General features: G+C 48.1%; 18 protein-coding genes. 13 read left to right on the top strand and 5 right to left on the bottom strand.

The genetic code is table 11. The features are described from left to right. Window positions 1-59: 59 nt before the first annotated feature. The 4 genes from EL111_RS00420 (at window position 60) to dksA (ending at window position 3,125) form a co-directional block, all read left to right on the top strand. Entirely contained in the window at window positions 60-1,010 is a 951-nt protein-coding gene (locus tag EL111_RS00420; protein WP_123795711.1) for a D-2-hydroxyacid dehydrogenase, read from the top strand. Between the two features lie 123 nt (window positions 1,011-1,133). Further along, window positions 1,134-1,934, top strand: coding sequence for a pyrroline-5-carboxylate reductase (gene proC / locus EL111_RS00415; RefSeq protein ID WP_123795818.1), 801 nt, complete (start codon window positions 1,134-1,136; stop codon window positions 1,932-1,934). A 2-nt stretch (window positions 1,935-1,936) separates the two neighbouring features. Then, window positions 1,937-2,491: a YggT family protein gene (locus tag EL111_RS00410; protein ID WP_123795712.1), complete on the top strand. Its 555-nt coding sequence runs from the start codon at window positions 1,937-1,939 to the stop codon at window positions 2,489-2,491. A gap of 217 nt (window positions 2,492-2,708) precedes the next feature. After that, entirely contained in the window at window positions 2,709-3,125 is a 417-nt protein-coding gene (gene dksA / locus EL111_RS00405; RefSeq protein WP_123795713.1) for an RNA polymerase-binding protein DksA, read from the top strand. Window positions 3,126-3,425: 300 nt separating this feature from the next. Here dksA and lpxC read toward each other — a convergent pair whose 3' ends face one another. After that, the gene (gene lpxC / locus EL111_RS00400) at window positions 3,426-4,343 is read right to left on the bottom strand and encodes a UDP-3-O-acyl-N-acetylglucosamine deacetylase (RefSeq protein WP_123795714.1); all 918 of its coding nucleotides are present in this window, start codon (window positions 4,341-4,343) and stop codon (window positions 3,426-3,428) included. 621 nt (window positions 4,344-4,964) lie between these two features. Between lpxC and gap the strand changes: the two genes are divergently transcribed. Beyond that, the gene (gene gap, locus EL111_RS00395) at window positions 4,965-5,969 is read left to right on the top strand and encodes a type I glyceraldehyde-3-phosphate dehydrogenase (protein ID WP_123795715.1); all 1,005 of its coding nucleotides are present in this window, start codon (window positions 4,965-4,967) and stop codon (window positions 5,967-5,969) included. Between the two features lie 582 nt (window positions 5,970-6,551). Here gap and tsaA read toward each other — a convergent pair. Next, window positions 6,552-7,226: a tRNA (N6-threonylcarbamoyladenosine(37)-N6)-methyltransferase TrmO gene (tsaA, locus tag EL111_RS00385; RefSeq protein WP_123795716.1), complete on the bottom strand. Its 675-nt coding sequence runs from the start codon at window positions 7,224-7,226 to the stop codon at window positions 6,552-6,554. A gap of 114 nt (window positions 7,227-7,340) precedes the next feature. On the opposite strand from tsaA, the gene EL111_RS00380 reads away from it, so the two are divergent. The 5 genes from EL111_RS00380 to EL111_RS00360 all read left to right on the top strand — a co-directional run bounded on the left by EL111_RS00380 (window position 7,341) and on the right by EL111_RS00360 (window position 12,467). Continuing rightward, window positions 7,341-7,976: a nicotinamidase gene (locus EL111_RS00380; RefSeq protein WP_123795717.1), complete on the top strand. Its 636-nt coding sequence runs from the start codon at window positions 7,341-7,343 to the stop codon at window positions 7,974-7,976. A gap of 313 nt (window positions 7,977-8,289) precedes the next feature. Next, entirely contained in the window at window positions 8,290-9,264 is a 975-nt protein-coding gene (gene waaC / locus EL111_RS00375) for a lipopolysaccharide heptosyltransferase I (RefSeq protein WP_123795718.1), read from the top strand. A 704-nt stretch (window positions 9,265-9,968) separates the two neighbouring features. Continuing rightward, window positions 9,969-10,718 (top strand): electron transfer flavoprotein subunit beta/FixA family protein, encoded by a 750-nt coding sequence (locus EL111_RS00370; protein WP_123795719.1) that lies wholly within the window; start codon window positions 9,969-9,971, stop codon window positions 10,716-10,718. A 13-nt stretch (window positions 10,719-10,731) separates the two neighbouring features. Beyond that, window positions 10,732-11,667: an electron transfer flavoprotein subunit alpha/FixB family protein gene (locus tag EL111_RS00365; protein ID WP_123795720.1), complete on the top strand. Its 936-nt coding sequence runs from the start codon at window positions 10,732-10,734 to the stop codon at window positions 11,665-11,667. Window positions 11,668-11,852: 185 nt separating this feature from the next. After that, on the top strand, window positions 11,853-12,467 hold the full coding sequence (locus EL111_RS00360) for an IMPACT family protein (RefSeq protein WP_123795721.1): 615 nt from the start codon (window positions 11,853-11,855) through the stop codon (window positions 12,465-12,467). Window positions 12,468-12,935: 468 nt separating this feature from the next. On the opposite strand, the gene EL111_RS00355 is transcribed toward EL111_RS00360, so the two are convergent. Continuing rightward, complete coding sequence (locus EL111_RS00355) at window positions 12,936-13,247, bottom strand: DUF4298 domain-containing protein (protein WP_123795820.1); 312 nt, start codon at window positions 13,245-13,247, stop codon at window positions 12,936-12,938. A gap of 657 nt (window positions 13,248-13,904) precedes the next feature. On the opposite strand from EL111_RS00355, the gene purD reads away from it, so the two are divergent. Both purD and EL111_RS00345 read left to right on the top strand, forming a co-directional pair. Then, window positions 13,905-15,176, top strand: coding sequence for a phosphoribosylamine--glycine ligase (gene purD, locus EL111_RS00350; RefSeq protein WP_123795722.1), 1,272 nt, complete (start codon window positions 13,905-13,907; stop codon window positions 15,174-15,176). A 472-nt stretch (window positions 15,177-15,648) separates the two neighbouring features. Then, complete coding sequence (locus EL111_RS00345; protein ID WP_123795723.1) at window positions 15,649-16,218, top strand: L-threonylcarbamoyladenylate synthase; 570 nt, start codon at window positions 15,649-15,651, stop codon at window positions 16,216-16,218. Window positions 16,219-16,517: 299 nt separating this feature from the next. Here the strand turns inward: EL111_RS00345 and EL111_RS00340 are convergent, their stop codons facing one another. Further along, entirely contained in the window at window positions 16,518-16,946 is a 429-nt protein-coding gene (locus tag EL111_RS00340; protein ID WP_123795724.1) for a surface-adhesin E family protein, read from the bottom strand. Window positions 16,947-17,038: 92 nt separating this feature from the next. After that, on the bottom strand, window positions 17,039-17,527 hold the full coding sequence (locus EL111_RS00335) for a dihydrofolate reductase (RefSeq protein WP_123795725.1): 489 nt from the start codon (window positions 17,525-17,527) through the stop codon (window positions 17,039-17,041). A 521-nt stretch (window positions 17,528-18,048) separates the two neighbouring features. Between EL111_RS00335 and EL111_RS00330 the strand changes: the two genes are divergently transcribed. Then, complete coding sequence (locus EL111_RS00330) at window positions 18,049-19,254, top strand: chloride channel protein (protein WP_123795726.1); 1,206 nt, start codon at window positions 18,049-18,051, stop codon at window positions 19,252-19,254. The last annotated feature ends 162 nt before the right edge of the window (window positions 19,255-19,416 follow it).

Below are 19,416 nucleotides of genomic sequence, written 5' to 3'. Positions count from 1 at the left end.
TGTTTTTATCTTTCATTAGATTTTATAAATCGATTATTATTTTTCAATAAAGGAATAATATGTCTGTGTGGAATGTGGTGGTTTTAGATGGCGATACACTTCCAAAGCGGCCGTTTGCTTTGGATTTTGAACATAATTTGGTTTGGTACGGCCAAACGGCGGCGGAAGATGTGGCAGCGCGGATTGCTGATGCCGATGTGGTGGTTACCAATAAAGTTGTGGTAGATGAAGCGGCTCTTTCCGGCAACAGCCGTTTGAAACTGATTGCGGTAACGGCTACGGGTGTGAACAATATTGATTTGGCGGCTGCCCGGCGTTTGGGCGTGGCCGTCTGCAATGTGCGAGCCTACGGCAATGAATCGGTTGCGGAACACGCTTTTATGTTGATGATGGCATTGATGCGAAATCTGCCGTCTTACCGGCGCGATATGCGTGCCGGTTTGTGGCAGCAGTCGCCGTTTTTCTGTCATTTCGGTGCGCCGATGCGTGATTTGAACGGTAAAACGCTGGTGGTTTTCGGTCGCGGCGGTATCGGTAAAACGCTGGCGGATTATGCGAAGGCATTTCATATGACGGTTTTGTTCGGCGAACATAAAGGTGCGGAATCGGTACGCGAAGGTTATGTTGCGTTCGATGAGGCGATACGCCGCGCCGATGTTTTGTCGCTGCACTGCCCGTTGACGGATCAGACGGCAAATATGATTGGTGCGGCAGAATTGGCACAGATGAAATCCGATGCGGTGTTGATTAACTGCGGCCGTGGCGGTTTGGTTGATGAAGCGGCATTGTTGGCGGCCTTGCAGAACGGTACGATTGGCGGTGCGGGTGTCGATGTTTTGACGGTAGAGCCGCCGAAAAACGGTCATCCGCTGTTGGAAGCGCAACTGCCGAATCTGATTGTTACGCCGCACATGGCTTGGGGCAGTACCGAAGCGGTGAACCGCTTGTTTGATATGGTGTTGGACAATATCAATGCTTTTGCGGCCGGGAAACCGCAGAATATTGTTTAATCGGTAGAAATTTGGAATAAATGCCGTCTGAAAAATGCCGCAGATTGTTCAGACGGCGTTGTTTTACCGTTTATGCACTTTTATCCGATTGTCGGACAATATGTTTTGGAAAGAAAAATAATGATGACAAACGTATATTTTTTGGGCGGCGGCAATATGGCTGCCGCGATTGCCGGAGGTTTGGTCAAGCAAGGCGGTTATCGGGTCCATATTGCCAACAGGGGCGCGGAAAAACGCGAACGGCTGGTCCGCGAATTGGGTGTGGCGGTATCGGAGCGGCTGCCGGTTTTGGGGGCAGACGATGTATTGGTATTGGCCGTCAAACCTCAAGATATGCAGACGGCCTGTACGGGCGTGGAAACCAATGGTGCATTGGTGTTGTCGGTGGCTGCGGGATTGTCTGTGAATACTTTGAGCCGTTATCTGGGCGGTACGCGCCGGATTGTGCGGGTGATGCCGAATACGCCGAGCCAAATCGGTTTGGGCGTATCGGGGCTGTTTGCTGAAAACGGTATATCCGATGGGGACAAACGTGTTGCGGAACTGATTATGCAGGCAGTAGGTTTAACAATTTGGTTGGAAGCAGAGGCGGATATGCACGCCATTACCGGCATTAGCGGCAGCGGCCCGGCTTATGTGTTTTATTTGTTGAATGCGCTGCAAAATGCTGCGAAAACACAGGGTTTCGATGAGGAAACCGCACGGCGCTTGAGCTTGGCAACATTTAAAGGCGCAGTGGCATTGGCGGAACAAAGCGGTAAAGATTTTGCGGTTTTGCAGCAAAACGTAACCTCCAAAGGCGGTACGACCCATGAAGCCGTTGAAACTTTCAAATCGTGCCGGGTTGCCGAAGCAATCGAAGCAGGGGTTGCCGCTTGTGTTGCCCGCTCTCAGGAAATGGCGCAACAATATGAGGCCGTCTGAAAATGCGCGGAGATGTATTGGTATTGCTGGCAGACGGCTTGGTTATTTTGTGTCTGGCCCGTTTTTGGTTGCAGCGCGCCGGATTGGACAGCCGGCACCCGTTGGCAGCGTTTGTGATGCAGACGACGGATTGGCTGGTTAATCCGTTGGGTAAAATCCTGCCGCCCAAGCGGGCTGAATGGGCGTGTGTTATTGCCGGACTGTTGCTGTATTATTTGGTATTCAGTGTTATGACGCTGGTGGCATCGCCTTTCGGTTTCGGCATGAAAGTGGTTTTGGCCAATATGCTGTTTTCATTATTGGGCGTATTGAAATCACTGGCTTATGTATTGCTGATCGGATTGGTTATCCGTATGGTGTGCAGTTTCCGATCGCCTTATTCTCCGCTTGCCGTTGCTTTGCAACGTGTGTTTGCCCCGCTGCTTGCGCCGTTTTCTTTCCTGCGTATCGGACGTTATGATTTTTCAGGCAGTCTTTTGGTATTGGTTTTGTGGCTGTGGTTGGGGCGTTTGCTGCCGCAACTGGTCATGCAGCTCAATTTATGGCTGTTGCATTAGACGCACGGCTTTTTCCTAGGATTAGGAAAATTAAGTACAAATCGGCAGATAAAATGCGGAGGGGCAGAAAAAACGTGTTATTATTCCGCCTTTCTCAGACCACTTATCCGATTCTGGGAAAAAATCTTGAGAAATCAATAATAACGGCAACTTTGTAGTATTTGAAACTGATTTAGGCAGACTACTCCCTATCAAACAGAGTGAAAGAAAAACGATTATGGCAAAGCTGACAGAACAAGATATTTTGAATTGGAACGGGCCGGAAGACGATTACATGAACGCTGAGCATTTGGCTTTTTTCCGCGAATTGCTGGTTAATATGCAGGAAGAGCTGATTGAAAATGCTACCGCCACGGCCGGACATCTTCAGGAGCACGAATCTGCCCCCGATCCTGCCGACCGCGCCACTCAGGAAGAAGAATACGCTTTGGAATTGCGTACCCGCGACCGCGAACGGAAATTACTATCTAAAGTACAAGCAACCATCCGCCGCATTGATAATGAAGATTACGGTTATTGCGACGATACCGGCGAACCCATCGGTTTGAAACGCCTTTTGGCACGACCGACCGCGACTTTGTCGGTGGAAGCTCAGGAACGCCGCGAGCGGATGAAAAAGCAGTTCGCAGATTAATATTCAGTAATATAGTCGAATAAAATGAGAATGAGACAAGGCAGCGAAGCCGCAGACAGTACAGATAGTACGACAAGGTAAAGCAACGCAGTATCATTCTTATTTTAAAAGACTATAAAAAGGCTGTCTGTAAAATAAAGGTTTATTTTGCAGACGGCCTTTTTTGCTGTTAGCGTACAGTTATTTGATGCAAAACGATACGGCGGAGTTGTGCTTTGTTCCGGAAGGAATTTAAGCAGCAAATCCGCCGATTTATACGGTTTTGGTTTGTGTATCAGAACATATCCGGCTTAACAGACATCAAGCGGCGCTGGGCAGTTCGTGAAATGCGTTGGGCAAATCATCGTCATTCGGAAATTCTACCCATTCGTAAGCGGTTTCATCTGCCAAAACTGCACGCAGTAAAGCATTGTTGATGGCATGGCCGGATTTGTAGCCTTCGAATGCGCCGATAATCGGGTGGCCGACTATGTATAAGTCGCCGATGGCATCAAGGATTTTGTGGCGTACAAATTCATCAGGATAGCGCAAACCTTCGGGATTTAATACGTCCGTATCGTCAATCACAATCGCATTGTTCAAATTGCCGCCCAAGCCGAGGTTGTGGGCGCGCATCATTTCTACTTCCTGCATAAAGCCGAAGGTACGGGCGCGGGCGATTTCGTCCACATATGATTGTCCGGCAAAATCGATTTCAAATGTCGGGGCGCTGCTGTTGAAAACAGGGTGATCGAATTCGATGGTTAAAGTAACTTTAAAGCCTTCATAAGGCGTAAATTTTACCCATTTGCCCGCTTCTTTGATTTCCACTTCTTTCAAAATACGCAGAAAACGCTTTTGTGCACCTTGATCGACAATGCCTGCATCTTGCAAAAGATAGATAAACGGCAGGCTGGAGCCGTCCATAATCGGAATTTCAGGCGCATTCAACTCAATCAGCGCGTTATCCACACCGTATGCGGAAAGTGCCGACATGATGTGTTCGATGGTACCGACGCGCACGCCGTTTTCGGTAACGATGGTGGAAGACAAGCGTGTGTCGTTAATCAGATAAGGATTGAGTTTGATGATTTCACCCTGCTCGCCGCTCAAATCGGTACGGCGGAATGAAATGCCGCTGTTTTCCGCAGCCGGATGCAGGGTAAGCGCGACACGTTCGCCCGAATGCAGGCCGACTCCGGTAACGCTGATGGGTTTGGCAAGGGTACGTTGCAGCATGGCAGTTTCCTTTTGCAGGATAAATAATGATGATTTGATGATACGATAAAATCAGACGGTTAATCCATTATTTTTAATAGTATTTACTTATGATTTTGGTAGGATTTTGAAAAATATGATGTTTTCATTAGGTGATGGCTTGAAAACAGATGTCTGCTCCAATTCAGGCCGTCTGCAAAATATGTAGAAAACAGGCGGAAAATTTTCAGTTTATCCACAGCATTACTTTTTTGGCTTGGAGTTATCCAAATGATTTCTTTTTTAACACGCCCTCTTAAACAGCCACTTTTATAAAATAAAACCATTTGATTTTATTTGAAATATCATTGTTATCCACAAAAAATCCTGCTGCTCATTAAAAACATCAAATTATATAAAAAATAATTGAATAATCCTGAATAAAGCAAGGCGGTTTTAAAATAACAACATAACAACATTTTCCGATAAAACCCCATGTTTGGAATCCCGTATTTTGCAGACGGCATGAAGTGTTGTATTTTTCTATTAAAATCAAATATTTTATCCGTAATCAAATGTAGTTCTAGGTAGTAGTTTTATTTCAGGATAAAATGGAGACAAATGAAAATTTCCCATCTGCCGATTATTTTTGAGGAGTATTAAATGAGCATTAAAGTTGCAATCAACGGTTTCGGCCGCATCGGCCGCTTGGCATTGCGCCAAATCGAAAAAGCCGAAGGCATCGAGGTAGTGGCCGTAAACGACCTGACTCCTGCCGATATGCTGTTGCACCTGTTTAAATACGACAGCACGCAAGGCCGCTTCCAAGGTTCTGCCGAATTGAAAGACGATGCCATCGTTGTAAACGGCAAAGAAATCAAAGTTTTCTCCAATCCTAATCCCGAAGAACTGCCTTGGGGCGAATTGGGTGTAGATGTGGTATTGGAATGTACCGGTTTCTTCACCAGCAATGAAAAATGCCAAGCCCACATCCGTGCCGGCGCGCGTAAAGTCGTGATTTCCGCACCGGGCGGCAATGATGTGAAAACCGTTGTATTCGGTGTGAACGAAGGTGTTTTGGACGGCAGCGAAACCGTTATCTCCGCCGCTTCATGCACCACCAACTGTTTGGCACCGATGGCTGCCGTGTTGCAAAAAGAATTCGGCATTGTCGAAGGCCTGATGACCACCATCCACGCCTACACCGGCGACCAAAACACTTTGGACGCGCCGCACCGCAAAGGCGACAAACGCCGCGCCCGTGCCGCTGCTTTAAATATTGTTCCGAACAGTACCGGTGCTGCCAAAGCAATCGGTTTGGTTATTCCGGAATTGAACGGCAAACTCGACGGCTCCGCCCAACGCGTACCGGTTGCAACCGGATCGCTGACCGAGCTGGTTTCCGTATTGGAACGCAAAGTAAGCAAAGAAGAAATCAATGCCGCGATGAAAGCCGCTGCCAGCGAGGCTTACGGCTATACTGAAGATGAAATCGTTTCTTCAGATGTTATCGGCATCGAATTCGGTTCGCTGTTTGACGCCACCCAAACCCGCGTGATGACCGTAGGCGACAAACAACTGGTGAAAACCGTTGCTTGGTACGACAACGAAATGTCTTACACCTGCCAGCTGATCCGCACTTTGGAATACTTTGCTGCAAAAATCTAAATAATTGTTTTAAAGTGAAAAAAGGCCGTCTGTAAATTTGCAGACGGCCTTTTTATAAGCAACCGGCACATAAAGGATAAGGCAGCAAGGCTGAAGGCAGTACGGACAGTACGGGTTAACGGACTTGCTGTTCCGGCGGCTTGGTCAAGCCCCCCTTCTTTGAACAAGGCACAACAGCACTGCATCGTTTTGTGTCAAATGGCTATGTATAGTCTTTTAAAATAAGAATGATACTGCGTTGCTTTGCCTTGTCGTACTATCTGTACTGTCTGCGGCTTCGCTGCCTTGTCTCATTCTCATTTTATTCGACTATATTTATATGACTGATGGTGTAGGTTTGAATAATTGCCCAATATTTCAAAAGATGTATAGTCAAATCTGTTTGGCTGAGAAAATTTGAAGGTTGGTTTTTTGAGTCGGATAACTATAATTTGTACGGCAGTTGCAAATAACAAGCTATTATCATGATTTTCATATTATTTGATTTTATTGGAGAAAAACCGCAAAAATATCAATCCGGATAAAACAAAGCCGTCTGAAAATTACACGCAATTTGCAGACGGCTTTATCCTGTGGATAATTCTATCCTGCCCGTTCAACGGAAAGAATTTTGGCAGTATTGTCTTGAATCTGAAATTTCACTTCGTAAGCCGAAATATTCATCACATACACGCGTTCGGGAATATTTTGATAGGCGGGGCGCGGGTCTTGGGCGATGCTCTGGCTGATGAGTTCGCGTTCGTTTGCGGATAAAGCCGTGTCGGTGTGCTCCGGCCATATGACATCTAATTCTTCGGGTTTGCCGGTAACGAAACCGCTGGCGGCATCGGGTTTGGCTTCGACAAAAGGAATGTAGGGTTTGATGTCGATAACGGGTGTGCCGTCGAGCAGGTCGGCTCCGCTGCAATAAAGTCTGACGGTTTTGCCGCATTCTATGCGATCTAATTTGAGCAGAGACAAACCGAGATGGTTTGGGCGGTGCGGACTGCGGGTGGCGAATACGCCCATTTTTTGTTTGCCGCCCAAACGCGGCGGACGAACCATTTGCGACCAACCTTCGCCGAGTACGCCGTGGAAGATGAAACTTATCCACAGGTAATCGAAGTCTTCCAAGCCGCGCACACTGTCGGCCTTGAATTCGGGTGTCAGCTCGATACAGACTCCGGCGGCAGGTACCAGCCCGGGTTGGCGGGCTACGCCGAATTTTTGTTTGTAGGGAGAGTGTACGGTGGCGATGGCGGCGATGGTATGCTGCATGATATGCCGTCTGAAAAATGGAAAGTCTGATGATAGCACAGAGACGGGCGATATTTGCCCGTTACGGTTTATCGTTTGCTATAATGAGCGAAGGTATAACTTCCCTGTACGCTTATGATTGTTTCGATTGATGTGGATGCGCAAAAGACGTTTTCGCCGCTTTGCCCCACCGAATTGCCGGTAGTCGGAGGTGATACGATTGTGGCGGAGTTGAACGCGCAGGCTTTGCTGGCGGATTTGCGCGTGATGACGAAAGACGCACACAGCCCGCAAGCGAAATGGCTGGTGCGGGAACGCGGGGAAATGCTGCTGCCGACGGGCTTGCCGGAAGCGGATGTTACTTGGGTATCCCATGCGATTGTGGGCAGTTACGGCTATGAGCTGCTCGACGGTCTGCCGCGCGCGCAGGAATATGATTATTGTGTGTGGAAAGGCGTAGACCCCGAATTCCACCCTTACGGTGCGTGTTTTCACGACATCGGTGAAAAATTGAGTACGGGTTTGTTGGAATGGTTGCGCGAGAAGCAGGCAAAGGTAATTATTGTCGGCGGTCTTGCAACGGATTATTGTGTCAAAACAACGGTGTTACAGCTTTTGAAAGGTGGCAGTTGGACGGTTATAGTCAATGCCGCTGCCTGTCGCGGTATTGCTCCGGAGACGGTGGAAGAAGCATGGGAGTTGATGGCGCAAGCCGGTGCGGTGGTATTGGAAAATGCCGCTGAAATCCATAAATTTATTAAAAATCAATAATTTAATATAATATATTAATAATATCCGACTGATGTTTCACGTGAAACTGTAATCATAAAGTAAGGTTGGTGGCCATCGGACGGATTTCGGTTTGCTGTTTTGCGTCAAAATTTAATCATCCTGTCTATACTGTATTCGAATAACATAGAATAAGACGGGACGGTTAAGCCTCAGACAATACGGGTCGGCAGACTTGCTGCTTCGGCAGCTTGGTCAAGCCGCCTTCCTTTGAGTAAAGTGCAGCAACGCCGTATCGTTCTGTGTCAAATGACTATATAAACATAATGTTTCACGTGAAACCAATGGTAGGGTTATGAAAGTTTTATTGGTGCGTTTGTCCAGTATGGGGGATTTAATCCATACGCTGCCTGCTGTGGACGATTTGTCGCGCTTCTGCCCTGGTGTGGAACTGCATTGGTTGTGTGAAGCAGGTTTTGCGGATATTGCGCGGCTGCATCCGTTTGTGAAAAAAGTGCATACCATGCGTTGGCGGCAATGGCGCAAACAGTTGGCTAAAAAGGAAACTTGGCGGGAGATATGCCGTCTGAAGGCGGATTTACGGCAGGAACATTATGATTTTGTGCTGGACAGTCAGGGCCTGATGAAAAGTGCGCTTTTTGCAAAAATGGCGGGTGTGGCTGTTAAAGGTTTGGATAATGCCAGCGCACGGGAAGGTTTGGCGGCATGGTTTTACAGGCAGGGATATGCCGTGCCGAAAGGCAGAAATGCGGTTTGGCGCAATCGGGCCTTGTTCGGGCAGGTATTCGGCTATGATTTGCCCGATAATTTGCATTTCGGTCTGGTTGTTCCCGATGCAGGCCGTCTGCAAACCGACTTGCGGCATCCGTATTGCGTTGCGCTGCATGCCACCAGTCGTGACAGTAAATTATGGCCGGTCGGCCATTGGATAGGGTTATTGGAAAAATTGCATACGGAACGGGGTTGTGCTGTTTATCTGCCGTGGGGTAACGAAGCAGAGCGTCATCGGGCGGAGCAGATTGCGGCGAAGCTGCCTTTTGCGGAAGTATGCGGCAAAATGAATCTGCTTCAGGCTGCATACCTGCTGCGGCATGCACAGGGCGTTGCAGGTGTGGATACCGGTCTGCTGCATCTGGCAAATGCGTTGGATACGCCGGTAGTCGGTATTTTTACCGATACCGATCCGGTTAAAACCGGCGTACAGGAATCAGTTTGGGCGCGGAATATCGGCAATGCCGGACAAATTCCGGCTGTGGATGAAGTGTATAAAGTATTGGCGGAATGCATTGTTGCCAAGCAGTCGGGTTAAAAGCCGGTAAATTTGCTGAGTAAATACTTTAAAAACGGTATAATTACCGTACAGATTTTGTGGAAATGCGGCGGTTATCACCGTGATGGTGTTACGGTAACGGACGGCTTCGGTTTGAAAAACAGTTTCGGATAATTGAAGCGGCAGATTCGGCAGTTTCAGCAGTTTGGTATCTTTGCCGCGCACTTACTTTGCATGTAATTTGCGGTTGCAGGCATCAAAACCAAAAGCACTGTTTTTTTACTTGAAAAGTTCGTTCAGGCTGGGAATGGTTATTCTGCTGCCTTGTGTCATTCAACCTCTTCCGGATTTTATCCGGCTGCGGCTTATATGCAGTTATGGTTACCGATACGAAATGATACGGCATTACCGGGCCTTTATCAAAAGCCTGAAATATTCGGATAACACAGAACGATGCAAGGCAGCAAAGCCGCAGACAGTACGGGTCGGCGGACTTGCTGCTTTGGCAGCTTGGTCAAATCCCCTCTTTTGGACAAGGCGCGGCAACGCCGTATCATTCTGTGGCAAATGACCATAAAAGTCTGTTGGTGGATACTTATCTGTGCCGTCAGCGGTTTGCCGCCTTATTGCATTCAGTGTTAGCCGACTGCAAATGCCGTCTGAAAAATAATAAAAAGCGGTAAAAACTGTTTTGCAGATCTGTTTGATAGATATTCTTTTTAAAATCCCGCTAGGAGAATTGCATGAAAGCTCTGGTTGCAGTGAAACGTGTGGTGGACTACAACGTCAAGGTCCGTGTAAAAGCCGATGGTTCGGATGTGGACATCGGCAACGTCAAAATGTCGATGAATCCGTTTGACGAAATTGCGGTGGAAGAAGCTGTACGCTTGAAAGAAGCGGGAAAAGTAAGCGAAATCGTTGCCGTATCGTTGGGTGAGAAAAAATGTGAAGAAACATTGCGTACCGCTTTGGCGATGGGGGCAGACCGGGCCGTTCATGTTGAAACAGATGTGAAGTTGGAACCTTTGGCAGTGGCGAAAATGCTGAAAGCGGTTGCCGATAAGGAGCAGCCGCAAATCCTGCTGCTGGGCAAACAAGCGATTGATGACGATGCCAACCAAACGGCGCAAATGTTATCCGCTTTGTTGAACATTGCCCAAGGTACGTTTGCTTCGAAAGTGGAAATTGAAAATGATGAAGCGGTGGTGGTTCGCGAAATCGACGGCGGTGAAGAAACGGTTGCCCTGAAACTGCCGGCCGTAATCAGTGCGGACTTGCGCTTGAATGAGCCGCGCTTTGTAAAACTGCCTAATATCATGGCGGCCAAAAAGAAACCGTTGGAAAAATTAACGCCTGATGATTTGGGTGTAAACACGGCGGCGCGTTTGACCGTTGTAAAAGTTTTAGAGCCTAAAGCCCGTCAGGCCGGTGTCAAAGTTGCCAATGCTGCCGAATTGGTCGGAAAATTAAAAAACGAAGCTAAAGTCATTTGAGTAGGAGTGTAAAATGAGCATATTGATTATTGCCGAGCATAACAACCAGCAGTTGAATCCTGCGACTTTGCACGCCGTTTCAGCTTCGGAAAAATTAGGCGAAGTACATGTCTTGGTAGCGGGCAGCAATGTATCCGCCGTTGCAGAGGCAGCCAGGCAGATTCCGGGCGTGGCTAAAGTATTGGTGGCGGATGCAGACTATTATGCGGCAGGGTTGGCCGAAGAATTGACTCCTTTGATAATCGGTTTGGCTGCGGATTACCGCTATATCGGCGCAACTGCAACCGCATTCGGTAAAAATCTGATGCCTCGGGTGGCTGCTTTACTGGATGTTCCGCAAGTTTCCGATTTGACGGAAGTAATTGACGGGCAGACTTTCGTCCGCCCTATTTATGCGGGTAATGCTTTTGAGGTAGTGTCCGGCCAGTCTGAAAAATTAGTATTGACTTTCCGGGCAACCGCATTTGATGCCGCACCCGCTACAGGCGGTTCGGCCGTACTTGAAAATATCGATGCCGCTCCGGCGCAAAACTTGAGCCGTTTTATCAAACGTGAATTGCTGCAATCCGACCGTCCTGAGCTGACTCAGGCCAAAGTAGTGGTGGCGGGCGGACGTGCATTGGGCAGTGCTGAAAAATTCAATGAAGTATTGGAGCCGTTGGCTGATGTATTGGGTGCGGCAATCGGAGCCTCGCGTGCCGCAGTTGATGCAGAGTATGCCGCCAACGATACCCAAGTCGGCCAAACCGGTAAAGTTGTCGCACCCCAGCTCTATATTGCCGTCGGTATTTCCGGTGCGATTCAGCATACTGCCGGCATGCAGGACAGTAAAGTAATTGTTGCTGTCAATAAAGATCCGGATGCGCCGATTTTCAATATTGCAGACTATGGTATTGTCGGCGATTTGTTTGAAGTCGTCCCGCAACTGGTTGCCGAATTGAAGAAATAAAACCGTGTTTTCAGACGGCATTTCAAATTTTCAATATTAAAATCAAAATATTGTATCGGCTTTTCAATATCCGGATATTGCGGACGGGTTGTTTGTCCGCAATTTGATATTTTTAATTTGCGTTTCACGTGAAACATTTTCAGACGGCTTTTACGCAGGTAAAGGCCGTCTGAATCGTCTATGATATGGCTATCGAAACCTACAAAACCATTACCGCACCCGTTCAGGCGGAATTTAAAGACAAAGGCAGCCGGTTTATCGCATTTGCCTATCCGGTTCAAACTGCAGACGAGGTGAAGCAATATCTCGAGTCATTAAAAGAGGCGCATCACAAAGCACGGCATTGGTGCTATGCCTACCGCTTGGGTGTGGACGGTACACGGTTCCGCGCCAATGACGACGGAGAGCCTTCGGGAAGCGCAGGCAGACCGATTTTAGGGCAGATTGATTCGGCGGAATTAACCGATGTGTTGGTAGTGGTGGTACGCTATTTCGGCGGTACGCTGCTGGGCGTACCGGGCTTGATTCATGCCTACAAAACTGCAACGGCGGAGGCATTGGCAATATCCGAAACGGTAGAGAAAAATATAGAAAAAACAGTATGGTTGCGTTGCGAATATCCGCATTTGAACGATGCTATCCGTATCGCCAAGCAATATCAGGGGCAGATTCTGGCACAGGATTTGCAGTTGGATTGCAGGTTAACGGTCAGGCTGCCGTTGGCAAACAGTGAATCCTGTATCGCTGCGTGGTTGCATACACGGCAGATAGAAGTGGATTTGGAAGAACCGGTTAAATAACCGATGCCGCTCCAATGATTTTCAGACTATGGTTTGATTAACGCCCGGACCGCATAGTCGTTCCGTTGGTTTGATACGGTATTGGGTTATAGTCATTTGGCACAGAATGAAACCTTTGCAAAAAGACAAGAAACGGCCAGAACCCGGTTGTAGGGGCGGGTTTTACGCCTGCCCGCGTACTTTGGTTTTGTGAAATGGTGCATTTTTCAATGTATTGGATTTTCGGGCAAGCATAAAACCCGCCCCTACAAGCCGCTGTATTGAATTTCGCAAAGGCTTCAGAATGATACGGCATCGCTGCGCCTTGCTTAAAGAAAGGGTCCGAACCAAGCTGCCGGAGCAGCAAGTCAGCCGACCCGTGTTGCCTTCTGCTTTGCAGCTTTGCCCCATTCTGTGTTATCCGACTATATGAGATTATTTTAATCATATAAAGATGCCGTCTGAAAAACCGTTTGCAGACGGCATTCTTTAAACATTTTCCGGATCTAAAGCATCGGCTGCCAAACGTAAACGCTGCCAAGCAAGCCGTTGGAAGTCTCCGTAAGCATCCCACAGGGTATCTTCACTCATGATGCTGTATTCGCCTTGGGTTTTGAGATTGACTACCGCCCCTTTCTCAATAGCTTCATCAAAACGGCAATAATCTTCGGAATAGAAACGTTCCATATCCCGTATCAGTTTTACCGCCCGTTTCCAGCGGTCGATATCGGCTTCAAGTTCGGGCAGCAGCAGACACCATTCCCGGTATTTGTTTTGAATTTCGTCGATTTTTTCCTGCATGGCAATCTTTCTGTAATCGGTTTGAAAAAACATGGCCGGAAAATGCAACAGATATGATATAAGGCGGCAGACGGTGCAAATGGTGCGGTAAACAATACTGAAGCAGTTTTCATTTTCCGGTTGTACCTATTGCCAAGTATATCGCTTTATCCGGACAGACGGTGTTTTCTTCAGCCTGCTGTAAAGAAATATACTGCAACCGGCCCGCAAGCCAACCAATCCGTTCAGACCGAAAACTGTGCGAAATTAAAAAATGCCGTCTGCAATTCCCGGCTGTTACAGGAGTGGGCGGAACGCTTCTGCAAAGGTAGCAGTTTGGGTTTTTTCCGTTTGTCTTGATGTTCCGACCGGCTGTATATCCGTTATTTTTTCTCATGCGGCAGCATGGATACACCATGAGAACAGTCTGAGACCTTTGCAAAAAAAACAGGAAGCGAACCAAAACTGATTGTAGGAGCGGGTTTTACACCCGCCCGAAAAATTTAATACTTTGAAAGTTACCACTTCAAAAAGCCCCGGCGGGCGGGCGGGTGTAAAACCCGCCCCACAAGCCCTTGTAATGAATTTTGCAAAGGCCTCAGCCTGTTTAAAATAGGCCAAATGAGCTATAATCCAACCTTATATCCCATTAAAATCAATATTTTTCAAGGAATCAGCATGAAATTACTCGTTATCGGCAGCGGTGGCCGCGAACACGCATTGGCTTGGAAATTGGCCCGGTCGCCGAAAGTGGAAACCGTATTTGTAGCACCGGGAAATGCAGGCACTGCCATCGAACCCAAGCTGCAAAATCTGGCACTGACTGCCCATGCCGATTTGATTGATTTTTGCCGAAAAGAAAAAATCGCGTTTACCGTTGTCGGCCCGGAAGCACCTTTGGCTGCCGGTGTGGTTGACGATTTCCGCGCCGCCGGTTTGAAAATTTTCGGTCCGACCCGATACGCCGCGCAGTTGGAGAGTTCGAAAGATTTTGCCAAAGCATTCATGGCGAAATACGGCATTCCGACCGCACAATACCAAACTTTTGAAAACGCTGCCGAAGCACACGGATACATCGACCAAAAAGGTGCGCCGATTGTCATTAAGGCAGACGGTTTGGCGGCCGGCAAAGGCGTGATTGTGGCCATGACATCAGACGAAGCGCATGCCGCCATAGATGATATGTTGTTGGGCAATAAAATGGGCAATGCCGGCGCACGCGTGGTCATTGAAGATTTTCTGCAAGGCGAAGAAGCCAGCTTTATCGTCATGGTGGACGGCAACCATGTTCTGCCGATGGCAACCAGCCAAGACCACAAACGCCTGTCGGACAACGACCAAGGCCCGAATACCGGCGGTATGGGTGCGTACAGCCCTGCTCCCGTGGTAACGTCCGATGTGTACGAACGCGCCATGAATGAAATTATTTTACCGACAGTGGCGGGCATGAAAGCCGAAGGTCATGAATTTACCGGATTTTTATATGCCGGTTTGATGATTGATGAAAACGGTGCACCCTATACCATCGAATTCAACTGCCGTTTCGGCGACCCGGAAACCCAGCCGATTATGAGCCGCTTGGAAAGCGATTTGGTTGATTTGGTAGAAGCGGCGATTGACGGAAAATTAAACCATACCGTTGCCGAATGGAATCCGCAAACTGCCGTCGGCGTGGTACTGGCAGCGGAAAACTATCCCGAAACGCCGAAAAAAGGAGACATTATTTCCGGCTTGGACGAAGCAAACCAAATCGGCAAAGTTTTCCATGCCGGTACGGCGGCCGACGGACAAGGCGGGATTTTAACCAACGGCGGACGTGTATTATGCGTTGTCGGTTTGGGCGACGGCGTGGCCGCCGCCAAGGAAAAAGCCTACCAAGCCTTAGAAAAAATCAGCTTCAGAGGCATGCAATACCGCAAAGATATTGCCGATAAAGCGATTAACCGTTAATCGTCTCACCAATGCCGTCTGTAATGGGTCATATATTACCGGCTTGTCCCTGCTGATTAGTATGGGTTATCAATACGGCATCATCGAAACAGTAAATAGGTTTCGGCTGCATTTTACTGTTTCGTATATAGTTGATTCAAAATCAGAATGATACGGCGTTCTATACTTTGTTGCTTGGTTTCGTTCTGATTTTGTTCGATTATATAATCGGCCGGAATAAAACATATACGGATTTTATAGTCATTTAAAATAAGAATGATACAGCGTTGCTTTGCCTTGCCGTACTATGTGTACTGTCTGCGGCTTCGCTGCCTTGTCTCATTCTTATTTTATTCGACTATATTTTGATTTTCGTTCGTATGGTTTTGGTTTTCGCCTGATTTGACTTCATCACCCCTAAACATTGCTTTTGTGGGTGTAAACCCTATTTTAAGGAAAATGCCGTTTTACAGACGGCATTTATATCCACATCATGAAATTTCACCGTATTCTTTCCGCTTCATTAGAGCGTCGATTGAAAGCACATTTGAAACTCGGCGGTTTGGTGGCGTATCCGACTGAATCTTGTTATGGTTTGGGTTGCTTGCCGACCCTGCCTTCCGCACTCAAACATTTAATCCGTTTAAAAAAACGCCCGCAGCATAAAGGGCTGATTGTTATCGGCGACAGTTTGACGCGTTTGCTGCCCCTGCTTTGCAAGCCGTCTGCAAAACAGCAGGCCGAATTGGTGCAGACATGGCCGGCGGCAAAAACCTTTCTGCTTCCTGCTCGGGAAAATGTTTTGCCTGTATTGCGCGGCAAAGGGCGGCAAAAGTTGGCTGTGCGCGTTCCGGCACACAGCGGTGCGCGCAGGTTGTGCAGGGCGGTAGGTGCGCCGTTGGTTTCGACTTCTTGTAATCGTGCCGGAAAACGGGTGTGTAAAACCGAACGGGAAGTGCGGAGGCAGTTTGGACGCAAAGTTTGGGTCATTGGTGGTTTGGTTGGCAGGCAGAAAACCCCCAGTCAGATTATCGATGGAGAAACCGGAACCCGTTTGCGCTGATTGTGGATAAATTTGTGGAGAAAGATGAGGATAATTGCAAATCATATCCGCCGAAATGGAAGACCGTTTGAAAACCAAAATAGAAAACTTTTCAAAGCATTGATTTTATTTAATTTGATAAAAAATTCTTTGGCAGATACAAAATAAAAAGCCATCTGTATATTTTGCAGACGGCTTTTGTATTGTGGATAAAATTATATAGTCGAATAAAATAAGAATGAGACAAGGCAGCGAAGCCGCAGACAGTACACATAGTACGGCAAGGCAAAGCAACGCTGTATCATTCTTATTTTAAATGACTATAGTTTTCTACCGCAAACCAATTCGTATTGTTTTTCCGTTACCGTTCCGTGCATGATGCTCATCGGGCGCAGGTTGGTTGCGGTATATTGTTGGTTGGATAGGGTTTGTCCGCGTTCGTTCAGCAGTTGCAGCGCGGTAAGGCGGTAGGTTTTGTTGGTGCAGTGGATTTCCCAGTCCGACAGCGCGGTTTTGTATGCGGGCATATTGTTAAAACGTTCTTCGCCGGGCTTGACGATGATTTTACGGTCGCGGAAGCTGACCAACACCCCTTTTTTCTTAATACTGGATTGATCCACGGCAACTTTGATGTTGCCATCGGAAATCGTACCAATCTGTTGCCAGTTGCCGCCTTTATTGTCGGTGGCGCAAGCGGCAAGCAGCAGTAGTGTGGAAACGGCACTTAAGCGGGATAAACGGGATTTCATAACACCTGTTCCGGAAAGTTCAGACGGCCTTTATTATGCTTGAAATGCCTGTTGTGCGTAAACCTGTTGCGGGCAGCAAAATATGCCCGAGTTTATTTTGAGCGTTGGTAATGGACAAATTCATAAGCAATGCCTTTGGCGGAAACGTGCGGTTCTCTGGCGGTTTCCGTCCATTGTGCCGCATCAAATTCGGGGAAAAAGGCATCGCCGGCAACTTCAAGATTAATTTCAGTCAAACGCAAATCCGTCGCCCACGGCAGAGCCTGCGCGTAAATTTGTGCACCGCCCATGATGATGATTTCTTCGGCTTCCCGACATTGCTGCAAGGCTTCCTGAAGGTTTGAAACTACGGTTGCTCCTTCCGCCTGATAATCGGTTTGGCGGCTGATGACGATATTTTCCCGGCCGGGCAGTGGTTTGCGTGGCAGAGATTCCCAAGTTTTTCTCCCCATGATGACAGGTTTTCCCAAAGTATAAGCCTTAAAAAAAGCAAAATCTTCGGGAATATGCCACGGAATTGTGTTGTCGATGCCGATACAGCGGCGTGCTGCATAGGCGGCAATCAGGGTAATTTTCTGCATGATGTTCTTTCAGTCTGCATCGGGGAGGATATTGTAAACGATTGAAGGATTTAGGGTAAACCGGTTTTCCCAATATGGCCGTTTAATACAGAATGTTGCGGCGATTGGAACAATCGGTTCGGGAGGGGCGAAACCGCCTCGGCAGATTTACCGCTTCGTATGCCTGCATCATTTGGCGATATATATAGTCGAATAAAATAAGAATGATACAGCGTTGCTTTGCCTTGCCGTGCTATGTGTACTGTCTGCGGCTTCGCTGCCTTGTCTCATTCTTATTTTATTCGACTATAAAAATAAGGCGGTCGGGCGGTACGATTTTGATTGGAGATTTTGCACGGGAGGTCGAAATATCGTTTGGGTTGATTCGATTATCCCGTTTGTATGGCGGTATATGTTGAACAATAAAATAAGAAGTACATTCCGGCTTTATGGTAATTTGCAGACGGTATATTGCCGACTTTTGAATGAAGATAACAGCAGACGGCGTATAATGTCGGGTTTTTTGTGGACAGAATGGAAATATGCGTTGGAAGTTTTGGGTATCCCTTACTGCAGCAGGTATTGCAGCGGGTTTCATCGGTTTCGGCCTGACCGAGCTGATGCATGCCATACAACATAGCGCCTTTGGCTATTCTTCGGGTAGTTTTCGGGAAGGGGTCGGACAAGCAGAACCTTTGCGCCGCTGGTGGGTATTGTTGGCTTGCGGCATCGTGGCAGGTGGAGGCTGGTGGGCATTACACCGCTTCGGTAAGCCATTGGTTTCCATCAAACAGTCGTTGTCGCAACCGCAACAAGGGGTGCCGGTTTTGACTACTGCCGTTCATTCTTTGTTGCAGATTATTACCGTCGGCATGGGTTCACCCTTGGGGCGCGAGGTTGCACCGCGGGAAATGAGCGCTGCGGCAGCGACAGCATGGCTGAGACGGATACGCTTGAATGACGATGAAGCGCGTATTTTATTGGCTGCAGCTTCGGCTGCAGGCTTGGCCGCTGTGTACAATACACCTTTATCGGCAATTTTGTTTGCCTTGGAAACCATGATTGTGGCATTGACGGCAGCAAATATTGCCGCAGTGGCGCTGACCGTGCTGACGGCAGTAGCAGTCTCGCGGATATTGCTGGGCGATTTGGTGCAATATCCGCTGCCGGTTTTGGAGATTCCCCACTCGGTACTGCCGTTTTCCGTTGCAGCAGGTTTGGGGGCAGTAGCATTGTCATGGCTGTTTCAGTGCAGTATCGCGATGTTGCCGCCGCTGAAGCGCGGAAGTGGGCAGATGGTGTTATTTTCCGTTGCCGCTTTCGCATTAATCGGAGGAATTTCCATGTATTTTCCCGAAGTGTTGGGTAACGGTAAGGCGGGCAATCAGTTGGAATTTGCCGGTTTGGTAACGGGGGAAGACAGTTTGTGGCTGCTTGCTGCCAAATTTGCCGCTGTCTGGCTGGCATTGGCGGCCGGAGCTTATGGCGGTTTGATTACCCCTTCGATGATGATGGGAAGTACTTTTACTGCGGCTTGGCTGCCGTTGTGGAATGCTTATCTGCCCGAAGTGCCCGTTTCCACTGCTGCGGTGGTCGGTGCGGCAGCCATGCTGGCGGTGATGCAGCGTATGCCGTTGACGGCCGCGGTATTGGTATTGGAGCTGACAAGACAGCCTGCGGCTTTGTTGCTGCCTTTATTGTTGGCGGTCGGTACGGGTTTGCTGGCAGGCAAAAAAACAGCGCCGTAAACCGGTTGTCCCGTTTCCTGCGTGTTTGCGTAAAAAAGCCGTCTGCAAAAGTAGAGATACTATAGTCGAATAAAATAAAAATGATACAAGGCAGCAAAGCCGCAGACAGTACGAATAGTACGGCAAGGCGAAGCAACGCTGTATCATTTTTATTTTAAATGA

Source organism: Neisseria animalis (assembly GCF_900636515.1).
Classification (GTDB): domain Bacteria; phylum Pseudomonadota; class Gammaproteobacteria; order Burkholderiales; family Neisseriaceae; genus Neisseria; species Neisseria animalis.
The sequence above is the reverse complement of the archived record's forward strand: the minus strand, read 5'-3'. Positions and strand labels throughout refer to the sequence as shown.

Bases quoted from the DNA above. Each gene is read 5' to 3' on its own strand.
- EL111_RS00335 (WP_123795725.1), bottom strand. From the start codon at position 17,527: ATGCAGAAAATTACCCTGATTGCCGCCTATGCAGCACGCCGCTGTATC.
- proC (WP_123795818.1), top strand. From the start codon at position 1,134: ATGACAAACGTATATTTTTTGGGCGGCGGCAATATGGCTGCCGCGATT.
- dksA (WP_123795713.1), top strand. From the start codon at position 2,709: ATGGCAAAGCTGACAGAACAAGATATTTTGAATTGGAACGGGCCGGAA.
- waaC (WP_123795718.1), top strand. From the start codon at position 8,290: ATGAAAGTTTTATTGGTGCGTTTGTCCAGTATGGGGGATTTAATCCAT.
- EL111_RS00355 (WP_123795820.1), bottom strand. From the start codon at position 13,247: ATGCAGGAAAAAATCGACGAAATTCAAAACAAATACCGGGAATGGTGT.
- EL111_RS00340 (WP_123795724.1), bottom strand. From the start codon at position 16,946: ATGAAATCCCGTTTATCCCGCTTAAGTGCCGTTTCCACACTACTGCTG.
- EL111_RS00420 (WP_123795711.1), top strand. From the start codon at position 60: ATGTCTGTGTGGAATGTGGTGGTTTTAGATGGCGATACACTTCCAAAG.
- EL111_RS00330 (WP_123795726.1), top strand. From the start codon at position 18,049: ATGCGTTGGAAGTTTTGGGTATCCCTTACTGCAGCAGGTATTGCAGCG.
- EL111_RS00345 (WP_123795723.1), top strand. From the start codon at position 15,649: ATGAAATTTCACCGTATTCTTTCCGCTTCATTAGAGCGTCGATTGAAA.
- lpxC (WP_123795714.1), bottom strand. From the start codon at position 4,343: ATGCTGCAACGTACCCTTGCCAAACCCATCAGCGTTACCGGAGTCGGC.
- EL111_RS00380 (WP_123795717.1), top strand. From the start codon at position 7,341: ATGATTGTTTCGATTGATGTGGATGCGCAAAAGACGTTTTCGCCGCTT.
- EL111_RS00370 (WP_123795719.1), top strand. From the start codon at position 9,969: ATGAAAGCTCTGGTTGCAGTGAAACGTGTGGTGGACTACAACGTCAAG.
- EL111_RS00410 (WP_123795712.1), top strand. From the start codon at position 1,937: ATGCGCGGAGATGTATTGGTATTGCTGGCAGACGGCTTGGTTATTTTG.
- gap (WP_123795715.1), top strand. From the start codon at position 4,965: ATGAGCATTAAAGTTGCAATCAACGGTTTCGGCCGCATCGGCCGCTTG.
- EL111_RS00365 (WP_123795720.1), top strand. From the start codon at position 10,732: ATGAGCATATTGATTATTGCCGAGCATAACAACCAGCAGTTGAATCCT.
- EL111_RS00360 (WP_123795721.1), top strand. From the start codon at position 11,853: ATGGCTATCGAAACCTACAAAACCATTACCGCACCCGTTCAGGCGGAA.
- tsaA (WP_123795716.1), bottom strand. From the start codon at position 7,226: ATGCAGCATACCATCGCCGCCATCGCCACCGTACACTCTCCCTACAAA.
- purD (WP_123795722.1), top strand. From the start codon at position 13,905: ATGAAATTACTCGTTATCGGCAGCGGTGGCCGCGAACACGCATTGGCT.